The following is an 18,310-nucleotide window of genomic DNA, read 5'->3' as shown; positions in this document are numbered from 1 at the left end:
GCCAGTTAAGGCGATAGCTGGTCAGCTACCTGAAGGGGAGGGCACGAAGCCCCCGTGCTTCAGCCGGGGGTGCTGACAGTGATAAGTTTGATTTGAAAAGACATCGGGTTGCTACAATCAGCAACCCGATCCTCTGATCAATACTTTACGCCAAAGTTCACGCTGAACTGCGAAAATTTCACACTTTCCTTAGACTCTACCCCGCAGCATCTGACTCATTTCGTTGGGGAACGGCGACACCTCCAGACAAATTTCCTCCGTGATCCGACCCTCTTGATACAGATCGTACAGGGAGCGGTTCATGGTCGTCATGCCCTCGAAGGTATCCTTGAGCATGATTTGGTTGATTTCCTCAAACTGACTCTTGACGATATATTCCTTGATCACATCGGTATTGATCAGAATGTCGTGAAAAGCCGCCCGCTTTCCATCCGTAGTTTTACACAGCAGTTGGGCGATGATCGCCACCAAGGTTTCCGAAATCGACACTTTGATCGATTCCTGTTCTTCCGCCGAGAACATATCCAAAATCCGGGTCAGGGTTTTGATCGCGCTGTTGGTGTGCAAGGTCCCGGCCACCAAGTGACCCGTCGAAGCCGCCTTGAGCGCGATTGACATCGTTTCCTTGTCCCGAATTTCCCCCACCAACATCATGTCCGGGTCCTGTCGGAGTGCCCCCTTCAAGGCGTTGAAGAATTTCAAGGTGTGTCGCCCCACCTCCCGGTGTTTGATCAGGGATTTCCGACTCTGGTGGACGAATTCCACCGGATCTTCGATAGTGATGATGTGGTAGGCATAATTTTTGTTGATGTAGTCGATCATCGCCGCCAGGGTGGTGGATTTACCGGAACCCGTCGGCCCGGTGATCAACATCAACCCCTTGTGGTAGTTACAGATCTTTTTAAATACCTCCGGCAACTTCAACTGTTCCATCGTCAGAATCGTCGCCCCAATCAGTCGCAGCACCATCGCCGGACCGCTGAGGGAGTCGAAGATGCTGATCCGAATCCGCACGAACCCCAAATCAGCCGCACCGTCAAAGTCGAGATTTTCCTGAAACTGGTGAATTTCCTCGTCGGTGAGTACCTCCCGCAGCCAACTCATAAACGTGTTGAGATCCGTTTCCGGCCACTCTTGGGGCGTCATGTCGCCCCGCTGTCGGAATCGGGGAGGTTCGTTCACGCCGAGGTGAATGTCGGAGGCGCCGACTTCGTCGGCTTTTTTGACGATTTCCCGCAGGGTCGGATGTCCGGGACTCGGGCCGGGACCCCTGGGGGTGACAGCCGCGGCGGGGGTGGCGGGGGCGGCGGGGGCGGCCGGTTGGGCGGGTTGGGATGGGGGGCTGGTCTGGCCGCCCGGTGCCGGCGGGCGAGGTGCTTTCGGCGCGGGCGGACGAGGGACCCCCGCACCGGGCCGGGGCGGAACGGGACGCGGTGATTGTGTCATGTCGCACTACCTTAACTGAGGGATACCCAATCGAGTCAGGTTCTCTTCTCAGTCTAGCCCCGAATCAATTCAACTCGCAAAGGTGGGATGGGAAAGTTGGAAAATGGGGGGAGAAGGGGCGGATTTCCGGCTGCAATTGTTGCAAAATTTAATGGTGTGAAGTTTTGAATCGATCGCCGCCCACCGCTCCCGCACCCCCAACCAACAATAAAACCGCCAGCCAATCCCCCCAACGGACGTAAAGTGTCCGGGTGCGGCGGCGGTAAATCGTTTCGTCGTGCAGTTCGTAGGTATTCATGCCAGAAATCCACAGGGTTCGGCCGTGGGGATCGACGACGCCGGAATAGCCGGTATTGGTGGCCCGCAGCGTCCAGCGATCGCTTTCGATCGCCCGCATCACGTCCTGGGCGTGGTGTTGCGCCAACATCGTCGCCGAATAGTGGGAGTCGTTGGAGGCCGTCAGGATAAATTCTCCCCCCATCGCGGTTTGGTGGCGGAAATGTTCGGGAAACGTCGAATCGTAGCAAATGCCCGCGATCGCTTCCCCGAACCCCGTTTCAAACACCTGGAATTTCTCCCCCGCCACCAACCGCGCATCCAGCGGCGACAGGCGATTAATCAACCGCCCGAGGATATTTTCAAAGGGGATAAACTCCCCCAAAGGCACCAAATTCGCCTTGTCGTAGCGGCCGATCATTTCCCCGTTTCCATCGATGGCAAATAAACTGTTGGTGAATCCGTCGGCGGCGTCTCCGAATCCCCCCACCCAGGCTGGGATTCCCCGCTGCAAAATCGCCTGGTAAAATGCCAGGTTATTGCGACTCGATTGCGTCCACATGAACGGCAGCGCCGTTTCCGGGGTCAGCACCGCATCCACCCCGCGATCGCTCAATTCCAGATAACCCCGGGTGTAGCCGTCGAGTGCCCGCTGCCACCCCTCCGGGTTCAGCTTGATGGCGTTGGGGACGTTCCCCTGGATGATGCCGACGCGGACCGCCAGTTGGGGGTCGTCCGCCAGGGGGCGCAGGTACAGGCCAAACCCCAGCAAATGGGCGATCGCAAATATCAATAACGGAATCCAGTACAATTGCCGCCGCTTCCGTTTCGCCAGCCAAATTTCCGCGATCGCGCCATTGACGGCTACGATAACCGCCACCACCGCACTCGGCCCGGAGAGTTGACTCAAATGCAATACGGGCAAATTCCCGAAACTCTGGGTCAGGGCCAGGGACGACCACCACAGGGGACCGGAACTCCAAATCGCCTCCAGACCGCACCAGAGGGCCGTTCCCACCAGCACCCGCACCCACCCCGGTGGGGGGGCGAGTTTTCGCAGCAGCCACCCCCAGGCGACGGTTAAGGCCGTTCCCCACAGGGTGATGAAGATCCAGCAGAAAATCGCGATCGCCAGACTGGCCAGCCAGGGCACCCCCATCCAGGTCATCGGGTGAATTCCGGTGATCCAAAATAGGGAAAATCCGTAGTAGCCGAGCCCCCAAGCCCCCGTCACCCAACCGGAGGAACGCCGCCGGATTAGCAAAACCCACAGGGGCACCAGGGCCACCCAAGCCAGAAACCACCACCCCAAAGGTTCCATCGTCAACCCCATCAATAACCCACTCCCGAGGGCGATCGCGATTTCTTTGATTGTCGGTTGCGGTGGCGGGGGAGAGGCGGCGGGGGGGCGACGGACGGGTTGGGGTAATTTTTGTTTCATCAGAAAATGGAGGACGTGAAAAGTCAGGTCTGGCGATTCTCGACATCCAAAAATTATAGGCGATCGCACTCGTTGACCGGGCCAAAGGGGGGTGGGGCGATCGCACTCGTTTGATTCCCAGGGGCATCCCGATTTTCAATTCAGAACGCCGGAAGCCGAGGGATTTTGGCGGCGATGTCGCACATTTGCAACCCACATTTTCCTCGGCCACTGGCAATTCAGTTCCTCCGGGAGACAGAAAGTCCGGAGATATTCTCTACCGCTACTTTCTTTGATTTCCGATTTCTATTGATTATTCAACAGGTCGATAATCCGATCGATTTTGGCGTGGAGTTTGGCGTTTTCGTTCTCTAAATATTCAACCCGGTTGCGTACAGCTTTCACCTCCTCTAATACCGTCGCATTGGCGGGAATTAACCATGCCATCCGTGCTTGAGCAAAACTAGCAATTTCAGCGAGCGATCGCAAATCCCGACCAAAGCCCATCAAAGTGGGACGTTCCACATAAGTGACACGGTGTAAAACCCGCCAAGTTTTATTGGGGCGGCCAGCTTGCACTTGACGCAAAGCCCGGGCTTCTTCATCATTGCTCGCCAACCATTCCGGATCGACCACATAATTGAAGAAATCGAGATAATTGTCCGTACTGCCTTCCAGATAGAAGCTCATCATCCGGAAGCGATCGACCTTTTCACCGGGTTGGAATGGGAGATCATTTTCATCCGTAATTCCCAACATTTCAATCCCGCTTAAATCCACATTTAACTCCATTCCCTTACTACTCGCTTGGGTTTTAGTCATCGTTTGAGTTAAATTAGCCGTAACCAAAGCTGTTAATTCAACAGAGACTTTGCCGATACTAAAATCTCCACCACCACCTAAACCTCCACTGATGGTAAATGAACCTCCAATAGTGTGTTCAGTGGTATTGGCAAAGCTTTGTTCTTCCACGCGCAAACCACCATCTGCATCCCAAACATAAGTATTGACTATGTTACGTTTCCCAGAGCGAATGAGGATGTTTTCCATATTCTTTTGCCATGCGGCAAAACTCTCTAAAGCATGGCTACGTTGTTCTACATCATCAATACGAGAACTGATTTCTTCTTTTCGCTCTTTTCCTTGCTTTTTCATATCTTTTAAGTTTGCACCTTTTTCGGTTAGCTCTTGTTCCAATTGAGCATCTCTTTCCCGATCGGTTAACCCTTCCCCAGAATAGTCAATTGTTTCTGTCCCTTCATTTAAGGTAATCCCCTGCAAAGGAACTCCTTCTCCTACTTGACGGTTTAAAGAACCTTCACCCACTAGATTAGAGTTAAAGTTTTCAAAGTAGGAGAGTCGCTCTTTATCGGCCTTTTCAATCTGTTGTTTAAGGTTATATGCCTCCATCAGACGGAAGTAACTGGCAGGATAGAGAGAGCCATATTGAGCGCGCATTTCAGGAACATGACCATAAAACTTGTCATTAGCTGCACTACTCCCTACTAAACCGTCTAATGAACCATTCATCACATAAGCCGGATTGATCAAGAAGGTAATGGTATTGATATCAGGGGGGATATCTTCTACCGGACGAACCTCATACCCTACCATTTTTTTAGAACGAGACAGACGAGTAATAAAGACATCGGCTAAACTCGATACCACCAAAGCATAACCCACATTTTTAGGAATAAAACGATTCCCATAATGGGGAAACTTAGGAGTCACTTCTGGCGCACCTCGCAACTCTAAGCGATCGGTCATAGCCAGAGAAGAACCAGAACTAACATTACTTTCATTCAACCATTGATGGCTGAAATCGAGAGTACCTTCTATCCCACCTTTAGTTTCTTCAACTGAGGTTACTGTAACTGCACCTACTCCCCCTCCAGTAAAGGTTTGAGATGAGCTTCCCATAAAGATATCTATACTACCACCAAGACCAGTATCCTCAGAGCGATTCCAGCTATATTCCACATCCTCAGTCGTAGTTAACTCCACAGAAGTTGCACCATTATATTGATAATCTCCATCAATATTCATATTTTCACTCGGCACGGGAGGCGCACCTTCAATGTAACCGAGCAAGGTGGGTGCAAATTGAGCGTTGCCAATCCAAAGTAACTCCAAAGTTTCAATTCGTTTATCACTGAGAAGTTGTACACCTTCAGCACAGGGAGAGGCAAACATTCGGCGCATCATTGCCGATTTTTGTTTGGTAACGGGATTGATGTCAAAAGTACCATATTCACTACTCACTACCATGTCTTCTCCAATGGGTAGGGTATTATCTTTGACAATTAAAGCCTCATGGACTGTAGCGGGATGATTACCTGTTAAATCAGGTGTTTGAACTTTTGCACCTTCCGGTTGAATTTTACTTAAAGGCCAGTAACCAAGCAAACCTGCTTCTTTTCCTGTCAGACGTTGGTGCATGGTTGCTTTGATTTCTTCGGGAGTAAGAACTTTTTTCCAAATACGAACTTCAGCTAATTGACCTAAAAAGGGATGTGTATTACCACCTGACCATACTCCTGCCGCAATTTGAAATGGGTGGGAGGAAGCACCATAATTACTGGTTGTAACACCACCAATTTTGATAACTGTACCATCGAGGTAAAGGATAATATTTTTCCCATTACCCACTACAGTGATATGATGCCATTCGTGTGTGGGATAGGGAGTATCGGCAGTTACTGTTCCTCCTTGAAGAGTCCAAACCATCAATTGTTTCTGGTTGTTAAAACCAAATTCAATCACATCATTTTGTCCGAATAGACTTACAGAAGTATTGCCAAGGGACAAAGCTTTTACCCACCCTTCCAAAGTAAAAACTGAGCAATTATTCAACAGGGGTGTGTTAGTGGCAACATAATCATTCTTGCCATCAAACTGCATCACCGTATGACCAAGATTGCCAATGGGTGCAGTACAACCCCACCAAGAAGCCCTTTGCATTGTACCGTGACGGCTATTCCCAGAATAGTCTCGCACTTGATTCCCTGTGGCTTCGTTCATGGGGTAGTATGCCATTAATCCAGGTTCGTTACCACTTAAAAGTATCTTGCTATTAACAGCAATTTCTCGATCATTTAGCCCAATATCCCAGAAGCGAACTTCTGCTAGTTTGCCAAAGTGACAAGCGTTTGGGTTCGATATTACCAGTAATTGCACTTTCTCAAAGGGTACAGTTTGAGGACTGCCATAAATTGTGCCGTTGTTTTTACTTGCAGAATAATCTTGAGCAGAACCATCTCGCAAAGGCCAATAACCCACTAAACCTGACTCACTACCCGTCAGGTCTTTGTTCATATCTGCTTGGATTTCAGCTTGAGTGCGAGCTTTATTCCAGACTCGGACTTCCGCTAGAATTCCCTTGTATTTTTCACTTTGTGCCAAATTGCATCCTATACGGAATTCGCCACTGGCTAAACAATGAGAATCAGCGGTTCGCGTTTTGATTAATACTCCGTCACAGTAAATCTCTTGTCGGTAATTGGAGTAATTGTAAGTGCAAGCCCAATGATGCCAGTTTTTGTCGGTATAGTTCGCATCCGTATCAATCGCATTCCCCCAAAATGCCATAAAGAAATTATTACCTGAGCGAAAACCGATCAGAAAACCGTAGTTAAGAGATGGATTTGATTGTTGTGATTGAGATACTATCAGTTGTTGTACGCCATCAATCACTTCCCGTTTTGCCCAAAATTCAACGGTAAAACTCCGATTGGCAACGCTAATATTGCTACCACAGTTAATATAATCGTTGCCATCAAATTGCAAAGCTGAGTTGGTCTCTGTCGCTGCTGGAGCGATGGTATCCCACTGGGTAACATTCCCTAAAGTGCCAATATTACTGGTGATTTTGGCTTCAGTTATTCCAACTTTTTCCCCATTAATATAAAAACTGGTGGTTTGTGCTTCGTATTTACTGGTAATTGTCAAATGATGCCAACCGACAGAAAGCTGAGTTAAATCATAACCACAGTTAAAGAATGAACCATTGAGGCGCAGTCCTAAATGCTTACTTTCATGTACAACAATTTGCTGTTGATCATCCTCAGAACTTGCTAAAACTCGCCAATGTAATTCTTCAGTAAAGGGATAAGCAAACCACGCTTCTAAGGTGAAGTTATCTTTTACATAAATCGGAGAATTTAAGTTAACTAAGCTACTTTCATTATTAAAATTCAAACAAGAACGCAGACCATCAGGAAGCCATTGTTCAAAGGTTGTATTCAGGCTATCTGAGGTGGCATCATAGAGAGTCTGTCTCAGATTACCTTGTTTGTCAAAATAGCTGAATTGAACGTTGCCTTCACAAGTTTCTATGGCCTGGAGTCGAGAAACTGAGTGGACAAAATTTAAGATCGCCCCTTGCGTGACTAATCCTTGAGCATCTTGACTTAATTGAGGCAATGTTAGGGGACTCTGGCTAACATTTGTAATGGCATCCAGAACTCCTTGATTTAAACTAGCAAAACTATCCCGAATGGCTTGAATTTCTGCATTGAGAATTTGCAAGCGGTCTCGGATTGCTTGAATTTGAGTGGTGCGATCGCTTCCTGTCAACAGAGACAATTCAGCTTGAAGATCGCTCAATTCTTTTTTAGCTTGAGTTAAAGCATTTTGTTTCTCTGCCAGCTTGTTAGCAATATAATTTTTATCGGTATTCCCGTTAATTGTTTCAATCTTGACAGAAGAAGCTTTGTTTCTCCAATCTCCTAAATTTGGATTACTACTTGTTAAGGTATAAGTATTACCCGAACAGTTATAACCATCGTAGAGGGTTACCTTCAAACCGGATGGAACTTTAAGGGAATCGATGTCATTGTTAATATCCAGAGTATCGTCACTAGATTGAGCATAAACCGAACCGAGATTATTGTAGTAACCGATGCTCAGTTGTTTAGTCCATTTATTACTCCATTCCCGGTAATCATTATAATTAGTGTCCTCATAAAGAGCAACTGACCGATCGGCTCGTTGTTTTTCCGTACTCCAATAATTAACATCATTTTGTAAATTATTAACCAGAGTTTGTGTCTGACTAATGGTTCCTTCAAGTTCCTGAATCTTTGCCTCTCGTTCCAATCCTTCAGAGGTTAAAGCCGCAAGCTGTGCTTCTAGGTGGAGTTTTTCTTGAACTAAATATCCTTGGCGAGTTTCCTGAGACGCAAGTTGCTTGAGGAATTGAGAGTCTTGCCGATCTTCTAATCCGATTGAACTGAGACTGACACTATCCTTAAATGTAGCTTCTGTAATCGTATCAGAAATCAAACGTAGGCGATGCTTGCGGATGTCTAAGCTCTCCCACGTTCCCACGACCTCGGCAATTTCAAAAGTTCGCAATAGGGCTACACCATCGGGAATGGTAAAGCGAGCTGTGGCACGATACCAACCATTTCCCAAGTCTTCAAATTCATTTTGCTGGCTCGCAATACTGATTCGATCCTTAGCTTGACGACTGGTTTGACCCCAATAAGACAGTTGGAGAATTTTATTCCCATTACCGTCAGCATTGTTAACATCTAGAATCGGATTGACCTTAAACTCAAATTCCTCAACATAGGTAGCCCGTTGACTAACTGCTACTAAATCCTCATTGGTGAATTTCACCGCCGGGGTAATACCGTCTCCCAAGTTACGAGTGAGCGTCATTTCCCCAACATAGGCATTTCCATAAACAATGCCATCGTTGCTATTTACGGAGAAATCAATGACTTTGCGTTGCTCATCTTCACCAACGGCAATTCCTCCCAATCGCCAGTAGCCAATTAAATCAGTTTCTAGCCCCGTGAGTTGCAGGTACATACTATTTTTAATGTCTTGTCCTGTACGAGCAACTTTCCAAATCCGAACATCAGCAATGCTGCCATTAAATTCACTGGTGGTATCAAACTTGCAACCAATATAGAAATTCCCTTGTGCAAAGCTATCGGAAGTGGAGATACGGGATACCACTAATTTTCCATCACAGTAAATTGCTTGGGTTTTGGTTTCGCTGTTGTAGCTACAAGCATAATGATGCCACTCGTTATCTCGATAAACGCTTGGAGTGTCAATGGCATTTTCCCAAAACGCCATAAAAAATTGGTCGCTACTACGGAAACCAATTGACAGTGCTTGGTTGGGTTGTGCTTCTCCTTGTCCGATTAAAAATTGTTGACGGCCGATTGAATGCCGTTTGGCCCACAATTCAATCGTAAAACTCTTCTGGGCTACATTTATATTGGTTCCACAATCAATATAATCACCGGCTCCATCAAAAACGATTCCCCGTCGTTTTAAGGATTTGAGTTTGAGGTTAACGGCTTCTCCAATTTGCCACCGAAGATCGTTAATGGTGAAATTCTGTTCGTCAACTTTGGTAATTGGATAAGTTCCATCGTAACTGACGGTATCAAAAATCTGAACTTCATCCCCATTTTCTAAGCCATGATTTTCGGCTGTCACCCGAAGTTTTCCTTCGGGAGTAATTTCATAACCCGTAATTAAACCATCAAAGATTACCGCTTGTTGTTCGGGGGGTACGACTTGCCAGGTTCCTAATTCGCTGCTCGGATTACTATTTTCTACCCAAGGGGCATCAATTTCAAAGCTGGTTTCATCTATTTTGGTAATGGTGTAATGTCCATCATAGGAAGCTGTTCCGGTAACGAGCAATTCATCTCCGTTTTTCAGCACAGACGCTTTGGCTGAAGTGACTTTAACGTTAGGAATTCCATCAGTAATGGTTCGATTTAAAGCGGCAATTGTTCCTTCCGGTGGCGGTTCGACAATACCGATCGCTTTTATGTTATCTAAACTATTGAGGGGAAGTAATACTTCACGAATATTGTTGCGGAGAATTTGGGGATTGCCGGTTTCTTGAATTTTGGATAATGTTCCATCGCCCAAAGCTGCGAAACTAATTGCTGCCACAGTACGATCTGTTGTCACAATTCCCAACATGACTTTGGTGGCATCCCGCATGAGTTGTTGCCCGGCGTCGGTTTCACGGGCAACTTGTACATAGTATTTCGTGGCACTAATGCCGTTGCCTACTTGCACATTTAAGTCTAAGGTACGTTTAATAATTCCCGGAATATTTTTAGGAATTAGAGTAGGATCGTCTTCTGATTTGGGTTCAAATATGTTGTAATCGTGAAGCGCAAACAAACCTTCTTCAGAGACTCGTAGGGAGTAAAGGTCTATTTTTTGGGTTTGACTATTGTAAGCAAAAATATTCCAGCGATGTTTGGCGTGTTCTACTGTGGGCAACTGGACGATGGAAAACCAACCTTTATGAAGGTTACTAATGAAGGTTAATTCTGTGGTCGGTTCGTAGAAAGGTATTTCATTGGCATCACGATAATCTAGAGAGTCAACATTTTTCAACCCGCCAGTCGTTTGTCGCATTTTATCGCTGGCTTTAAACCGTTGTCCGCTGCGCTTGAAACGGACTTGCAGTTTGCGGACTAATTGATTAGCAATACCATCTAAAACGTAGCGATCGCACAATAAAGTATTCTGTTTGGATTGCCGGAACACATAAAGATGTTCCATTCCCGAGACCAATTGCACGGGGGCAACTGCACTTTGATCCTGGGTGCGATACCAAGAGCGTAAAATAAACTCGGAGGGGTTATCTTGATAAGTATATTTTTTTGTTTCCTTTTCTACGACCGAAGCATCATCTTCTGCTTCATTGGGAAAATCTAATTCTTGCCAATCTTCCCACCCGGTTCGCTCATGGAGAGGGGTGTTGAGGTAACTGTCTTCAAAGCCATCTTGTTTGATTGTGTACCAGACTTTGCCCTGGCTATCTGTCCCGAACAGAACGACTTTACCGGCGTGGGTGATGCTGTTGATGTATTGAATTTGCTCTGCTTTCAGTAACATGGGAACCCAACCTAACTGGCGTGAATTGATGAAAATTTTGATGGGATCATACTCCTCTGGTACGAGAGATGAAGATGACAATGGGTGAGTCAATATAAGAATTGACATCAACCTGAAACCATGATTTTTCTATGATTGTCTCTTCGGCATCCCAACCTCAGTTGTCCCAGGAAAAATATCATATATATCAATGATTAGTGATCGTATCATTCGGTTTTTTGTCTGTCAAGGTTGGATGGGTTGGATTGGATTAGGACGATCGCTTTTCTGACCAAGTATCTGACCTTTCTGACCAAATATCTGACCTTTCTGACCAAGTATCTGACCTTTCTGACCAAATATCTGACCTTTCTGACCAAATATCTGACTTAATATTTCTTAACCTGATTGGTATAGGTTTAGAGCCGATCGCAAAAATCTTATGCAGCCCAAATCCTCTGCCATCACTGGATTTCAGCGGTCGGAGACTTCCGAGGCTGCGGTTCGGATGAGCCCGACTTGAATATTCGATGATCGATTCAATTGCAATCTATCACATTCTTTGAGATTCTGGCAGTGGGAAATCGAGGCAATTCGGGTACAAATTGAATCAATGCGATCGACACAGGTTTCGTTCCCAGTCCGTGACGCGGGGGTTCGTCCGCAGGTAATCCCCCACCCAATCGCAAGCGTAATCCAACGGTTGCAGTTGCAAAATTTCGGGGACATTCCAAAAGTAAACGGCTTTATCATCTCCGGCCGAAGCCAACACTTTTCCATCGGGGCGGAAGACGAGGCTGCGAATCCCCGACGTATGACCTTTGAGAGTGGTCAACAATTCTCCATCCATCGTCCAAAGTTTGACCGTTTCATCGATGCTAGAAGTGGCGACAATCGGGCGATCGGGGCTGAACGCCACCCCCCAAACCGCCGCTTGATGCCCTTTTAAAGTCGCGATCAATGTCCCGTCTTTTCGCCAAATTTTCGCCGTTTTATCTCCACTCCCGGAAATCAGATATTCTCCGTCGGAACTGAACGCCACTCGCCACACTGCCAAATCGTGGTCGAGGACGTGCAACAAATTTCCCTCGCGACTCCACAGTTTCACCGTCCCATCATTGCCGGCCGTGGCAAATTGACGGCCGTCGGGACTGTAAGTAATATCCCAAATCGGGGCCGAATGACCCAGCCAACGGTTGAGCAATATTCCTTCGGAATTCCAGCGATAAATATGGCCGGAAGCCGTCGCCGATACAATTTCGTCCCCCGTCGGACGCCAATCGGCCCCCATCACCACCCCATCATGGTCGCCGATCGCCCGCAAAACGGTTCCATCTAGCCGGCGAATTTTGATCATTTTATCTCCCCCGGTGGATAACATCTGATTTGCGGTCGGATGGAGAGATAAACCGACGATACCGAATTGTTGGGCGGCGATCGATTTCAAGGTCAAGTCGGGGAGTGAAAGGAAGAGCAAATTATCTTTTTCGCCCGTCGTCACGAAGGTTTGACCGTCGTGGCTGTAAACGGCACCCATCGCCAATCCCCCCAGACCGTTCAAGGCTTGATAAAAGGGATTTTTGTGTTGCCAGAGGAGGGTTGTATTGTCCGCCCCTGCCGAAGCTATCGTCTGGCATTCGGGACTGAAAACCACCCCAAAAATGGCTGCTTTATGTCCTTTCAAGGTATTCAATAAAATCCCGTTGCGAGTCCACAATGAAATGGTTTTGTCGTAGCTGCTGGCGACGAAGGTTTGTCCGTCCGAGCTAAAGTCAACATCCAAAATTCCCGCCCCGTGATGGGTCAAAGTGTCGAGCAATTTGCCATCTTTTTGCCAAACTTTGATGGTTTGATCTTGGCTGCCGCTGATCAGTCGTTCTCCGTCGGGGCTGAAGGCGAGGGCAAAAATTCCCGCCCCATGTCCTTCGAGGGTTTGTTCCCGCCCTTGATTCAAATACCAGAGGGTAATTTTGGCGTCATTTCTGCCGATCGCCACCCGATCGCCGTCGGGACTGTAAGCCACGGAATAGGCCCCCGATGTCGGAAACGTCCGCCGCTCCACCAGAGTCCCGTCCGGTCGCCAAAATTCCGCCGCATTGAGGCTGCCGACCGCCACCAAAGTTTGTCCGTCCGGGCTAAAATCGACATCCCAGACCCCATCCAATTCCGTCGCGATCGTGCGTTTCAACTGGCCGGAGAACGTCCATATTTTAATGTTTCCGTCATCTCCCGCCGAGACAATAAATTGGCCGTCGGGGGTAAATTTGACGACTCGAATGGTGGCAGAATGCCCCTCTAAAGTCGTGAGCACCGTTCCGGCTTGATCCCACAATTTGACAGTCATATCGACTCCCGCAGTGGCGATAATTTTCCCGTCGGGACTGATATCGACGGTCATCACCGCCGCCTCGTGGCCGTCCAAGCGGTTGCGCTGATGAATATTTAAAATGATCCGTTCTAAAATCCCGTCGGCTTGGGTTTGCAAAGCGGGGTTCACCCGTCGCCAGCGGTCGAGTTGTTGTTGGCTGCGAATGGCTTCCAATAACGCTTCAAACGGTTGATTGGAGGCGTAGAGCGCTTCCGAGGTGCGGACGACGGCTTCGGTTTCCCGCAGGGAGGCGAGGCGATATTGGCCGCGGGCAAAAAGACCCAATCCGGTGGCGATCGCCAGTGCGATGCTCACCCCCGCCAATAAGATGCGCTGCCGCTGCAAACTGCGCCGTTGTTCTTCGTTGCGATCGCGTTCGCTTTCCAGGCGGGCTTCGACTTCTTTTAAGCGGGCATTTTCCGCTTTTGCGACGCTTTCTTTCCGGTCTAAAGTTTGGCTGGCGGCGAGGAAACGGTAGTCCAAATCTCCGAGGCTTTGATTTTCTCCCCACAGCAGCATTTCTTGCAGCGCGTATCCCCTCAACAGCCAAGAATCATCGTTAAAATTGGAGGCGACCCACCCATTTAAGGCTTGGGAGTAGGGGCGAAGTTTGTCGAGTTGTTCCCGTATCCAGCCCTCATTGAAGATGGTTTGATAAATCCGATTTTTGACCTGTAGTTTGCCTCCCCTCCTGGCGACCAATCCGGACAGCAGCAATTCGGTTTGTTCGGGACTGTTGTCGCTGATGATGCCATCTTGTTCGATAATTTTCTGATACAATCCCAGCAGCTTTCCCGCCCGTCTGTCGTCGTAAAGGAGGCGATTTCGGATGGTGCGAAGGTGTTCGGGATTGTCTTGAGATTCCCAATCTTCTAGGATCTGGTTTTCGACAATTTCTGCGACCAGTTTCGATTCATTTGTGGGATGAAATTCGGTCGATTCTGAAAGCTGCCAAGTGACGTATTGGCAGAGTTTTTGTGTCAACAAGGGTTGCCCCCCCGTCCAGTCTAAAATTGCCCGCAGGAGCGATCGGGAATCCCGAATGTTTTTGGGCAAGTGTTGCAGCAGGACTTGCGCTTCTTCAAACTGAAAGTCTTGCAACTCGATCGCCCGGCCGATATTGAAGGGGGTGCGGGTGCGATCGCGGATCAGATCGGACGGGGTTGCCACTCCAAATAAAGCCCAAGTCAACCGCCGATAATTCGTCTGATAGGGGCGCAACTCGTGGCAGAGGCGAATCAGGGCAAAAAAATCGTTGACGGGGAATGGCAAGCTCAAGATACTGTCAATTTCATCGACAAAAATAAAAATTTTCTGATCCGGAAGCTGTTCGAGTATCTCGTCTATAAACAAGCCTAATTGCTGTATGATTGGCAAATCATTCCATTGTTTTAAACGTTCTTTGAAGGAAATTTTTTGGGATAAATTACTTCTTCTCAAAAGCACAAACATGAGTCCCTTGTACCACTGATTATAGCTCACATTTTCGCTGCCAAATTGAGTCATGTCGAGATAGATGCAGCGATACCCCTGTCCCTTTAACTGCTGCTGGATTCTTACCCGCAAACTGGATTTTCCCATTTGTCTGGCGTTGAAAACGTAGCAAAACTCTCCCGCCAACAAGGCATCGTAGAGCGCTCGATCTGCCCGTCTGTAGACGTAAGTCGTATCTCGTTCAGAAAGGCTTCCCCCAACTTGGTAGGGATTACGATTTCCCATCTTTTCAGATCGATAATAACTCAATTTACTGATTCTATGTTATCATAATTTTTGACGACTGAGATGGGGCGTTAACCGACATTTAGCCCCAGCCCATACCGACCGCATTCAGCTCCGATCAGGTCGGGCTGATTCACATCTATTCTTTCGATCAAAAAATCCGTTTTTTGGAGCCATCATTTTCCGCCCCGGATGCCAGCATAAAATTTATCCCAAAAACGATTGCGATCGCACTCCCGACCATCGCCGGCGTCATCGCTTCTCGGAAAAAAATTAACGCCAGAATTGAAACGAAAATCGGAACGAAACTATCCACAAAACTCGCCGTCCGGGTGGGGCCGATCTGGGCGACGCTGCGGCTGTATTGGAGGTAGCCGATACCGGACGCGCCGATTCCCATATAAAAAACAGATAGGGTTGACTGCCAAGACATATTTTTGATTTGGGCGATCGCGCCCTCTCTCAATGTCAAAACGGATAATAAAATTACCCCAAATAAAATGGCATAATATGTCAACGTAAATACCGAATATTTTGACGACAGGACTTTCAGCAACAGAGAATAAACCATCCAACAAAAAACCGCCATCAGCATCAACCCGTCGCCCCGATTGAACTGCCAATGTAACAAGTTTTGTAAGCGACCTCCGGTTAACAGCGTAATTACCCCCGCAAAGGCAAAAACCCCGCCCCAATAATTTTTCGGTGTCAGTTTTTCCCCCAGGGCGATCGCGGCGAAGAATGCCGTGATCGCCGGATTGGTAGCTTTGATGATCGCTGTGTTGCCGACGGTGGTATATTGGAGGCTGGCAAAGAAAAAATAGTGGTAGCCGACAATTCCGAAAACCCCCAACAGCACCAGGTAAAATAAATCCGATCGCGCCACCCGAAACGCGGACGGTTTGGAGGCGATCGCCAAGCCGCTGAGGAACCCCAGCGCGATCGCGAACCGCAGCCAAGATGTCACCAGTGGACTCAGATCGGCGGTGGCGAATTTGCCGGCAATAAACGCACCCGCCAGCAGCAAACTGGCGATCAATGGCAGAACCGCCGTTTTCAGAGTTTCCGTTTTCATAAAATGACTTTCAATCGTACCTCGTTCGTGGGATGGGGGAGATAAAAAATCTCCCCAATGGATTTCTACAACGCTTCCTGGTTGACTTCCCCAGTCCGAATTCGCAGGACTTGTTCGCTGGGACTGACGAAAATCTTGCCGTCCCCGATCGCACCCGTTTGAGCCGCTAAAATCAGATGTTCGATCATTTCCGAACAGATCTCGTCTTCCACCAGAATTTCCAATTTCAATCTCGCCTGAAACTCGATCGCGTGTTTTACCCCCCGATACAACTCGACGCGATCCTTGTGCCTCCCGTAGCCGCGAATTTCCGATACCGTCATCCCGCGCGCCCCGGCTTCGATCAGCGACTCCATCACCTCGTCGAATTTGGACGGCCGGATCGTGGCTTCAATTTTTTTCATCGGATTTCCTCAATTTTCTGTATCTAGAATTACAGATTTCGGGACCCAACTGCGAATCGAAGCCCGATCGAGTCTCCGGGAACCAATAACTAACCAGTTATTCCAAAAATGTTATCCTAAAATCTGAGAGGCGAAGGATTGATTTAAGTAAATTCATGGCAAGACACAAGGAATTCGATCGGGAAGTGGTTCTGTCCAAGGCGATGGATACCTTCTGGCATCAGGGCTATGAAGGCACGTCCATCCAGGATCTCGTCAAGAGTATGGGGATCAACCGGGGCAGCCTCTACGATACGTTCGGGGACAAGCGCTCCCTGTTTTTGGAAGCGATCGCCCACTACGACGAAACGGTCGCGAAAGGCGTGATCGCCAGCCTGGAAGCCCCCGAAGCCTCCAAACCGGCGATCGTCGCCCTGTTCGAGGGCGTCGCCGACGGCGTGCAAGATCGGCGGGGTTGCCTGATCACCAACACCGTCGTCGAACTGTGTCCCCACGACCCGGATACCGCCAGACGCATTTCCGGCAACCTGAAGCGGCTCGAACGGGCCTTTTATGTGGCTCTGAAGCGGGCTCAGGAAAAGGGAGAAGTGGGCGGCGATCGCGATATCAGCGCCCTCGCCAGCTTCCTGCTGTGCTGTATGCAGGGTTTGCGCGTCACCTCCAAAATCCACCCCGATCCCCAATACCTGGGGGGAATCGTCCGGGTCGCGGTGTCCGCCCTCGACTAATACTTGACCGTTCATTCTGATATGAGCCGATTCGGAACCCAAACTGCCCCGAATTTGGGGGTCGTTTCGGGCTATTTATGGAACGTAAATTCAAAAAATGACGGCATAATTACTTACGATTTTGTCGATGAACCCGCTTGGAAATCAATTCCCAAGCTAATAGCAGAAATCCTCTCAAGAGGATTGAAGATGAATTAACGTTTATTTAGAACCCGCTTGGGAATCAATTCCCAAGCTAATAGCATAAATCCTCTCAAGAGGATTGAAGATCAACTAACGTTTATTCAGTCATCTTGAGATGACTTGTGCTGTTAGCCTTGAAATTGATTTCAAGGCTTTCGGTGGGGACGACGAACCCGCTTGGGAATCCATTCCCAAGCTAATAGCATAAATCCTCTGAAGAGGATTAAAATTGATTGCCAGTTTTTTATCAATGATTGACCTGATATTTTGGGGGCGGGTCATCTTCATTAGTATCTTCTTCTAGAGCCGGCAAGATTGTTCCATCTGAATGATGTTGCTTTTGATTTAAAACGTAGTTGACCGCCTTTTCTAGTTGCTTACCACCCAAGGAAAAGATTCCGTAGCCACGTTGCCACTTGAAATTTTGATGGGGGGTTAATTCTTGATTTATATAATAACTGCTACTGCCTTTGATTTTTTGAACGAAGTCGGCGATCGATAAAGTTGGAGGAATAGAAACAATGAGATGAATGTGATTTTCAGTTCCGCCAATTGCGTGAACGATGCATCTCATGGAATCAGATTTGCCGACCATGTATTGATATACAGATTTCTCCAATTGGGGTACAATCAATGATTGTCTTTCTTTTGTCGCCCAAATAATATGATAATAAGTTCTCCATAATGCCATAATTTTTACACCCTGGTAAATATTCAATTCAGTCATCTTGAGATGACTTGTGCTGTTAGCCTTGAAATTGATTTCAAGGCTTTCGGTGGGGACAACCGGTTTGGTCAATCGACCCGTTCAGGAAATCGATCCGA

At 48.0% G+C, this 18,310-nt stretch carries 8 protein-coding genes; 1 reads left to right on the top strand and 7 read right to left on the bottom strand.

The genetic code is table 11. From position 1 onward, the window contains the following. Positions 1-189: 189 nt before the first annotated feature. The 6 genes from AC0QHF_RS27730 to AC0QHF_RS27705 form a co-directional block, all read right to left on the bottom strand. Positions 190-1,446 (bottom strand): type IV pilus twitching motility protein PilT, encoded by a 1,257-nt coding sequence (locus AC0QHF_RS27730; RefSeq protein ID WP_324707518.1) that lies wholly within the window; start codon positions 1,444-1,446, stop codon positions 190-192. Between the two features lie 148 nt (positions 1,447-1,594). Continuing rightward, a complete protein-coding gene (gene lnt, locus AC0QHF_RS27725; protein WP_324707520.1) occupies positions 1,595-3,055 on the bottom strand; it encodes an apolipoprotein N-acyltransferase in 1,461 nt (486 codons plus the stop codon). A 393-nt stretch (positions 3,056-3,448) separates the two neighbouring features. After that, the gene (locus AC0QHF_RS27720; RefSeq protein WP_324707517.1) at positions 3,449-11,029 is read right to left on the bottom strand and encodes a LamG-like jellyroll fold domain-containing protein; all 7,581 of its coding nucleotides are present in this window, start codon (positions 11,027-11,029) and stop codon (positions 3,449-3,451) included. A 589-nt stretch (positions 11,030-11,618) separates the two neighbouring features. Then, positions 11,619-15,095 (bottom strand): AAA-like domain-containing protein, encoded by a 3,477-nt coding sequence (locus AC0QHF_RS27715; protein ID WP_324707516.1) that lies wholly within the window; start codon positions 15,093-15,095, stop codon positions 11,619-11,621. Positions 15,096-15,246: 151 nt separating this feature from the next. Then, positions 15,247-16,170 (bottom strand): DMT family transporter, encoded by a 924-nt coding sequence (locus AC0QHF_RS27710; protein ID WP_324707515.1) that lies wholly within the window; start codon positions 16,168-16,170, stop codon positions 15,247-15,249. A 65-nt stretch (positions 16,171-16,235) separates the two neighbouring features. Next, complete coding sequence (locus tag AC0QHF_RS27705) at positions 16,236-16,574, bottom strand: P-II family nitrogen regulator (protein WP_324707514.1); 339 nt, start codon at positions 16,572-16,574, stop codon at positions 16,236-16,238. 155 nt (positions 16,575-16,729) lie between these two features. On the opposite strand from AC0QHF_RS27705, the gene AC0QHF_RS27700 reads away from it, so the two are divergent. Beyond that, positions 16,730-17,302, top strand: a complete 573-nt coding sequence (locus tag AC0QHF_RS27700; RefSeq protein WP_324707513.1) for a TetR/AcrR family transcriptional regulator — start codon at positions 16,730-16,732, stop codon at positions 17,300-17,302. A 430-nt stretch (positions 17,303-17,732) separates the two neighbouring features. Here the strand turns inward: AC0QHF_RS27700 and tnpA are convergent, their stop codons facing one another. Next, the gene (gene tnpA, locus AC0QHF_RS27695) at positions 17,733-18,176 is read right to left on the bottom strand and encodes an IS200/IS605 family transposase (protein WP_324707519.1); all 444 of its coding nucleotides are present in this window, start codon (positions 18,174-18,176) and stop codon (positions 17,733-17,735) included. Positions 18,177-18,310 lie beyond the last annotated feature (134 nt).

The sequence above is a fragment of the Lyngbya sp. CCY1209 genome (assembly GCF_055795065.1).
The sequence above is the reverse complement of the archived record's forward strand: the minus strand, read 5'-3'. Positions and strand labels throughout refer to the sequence as shown.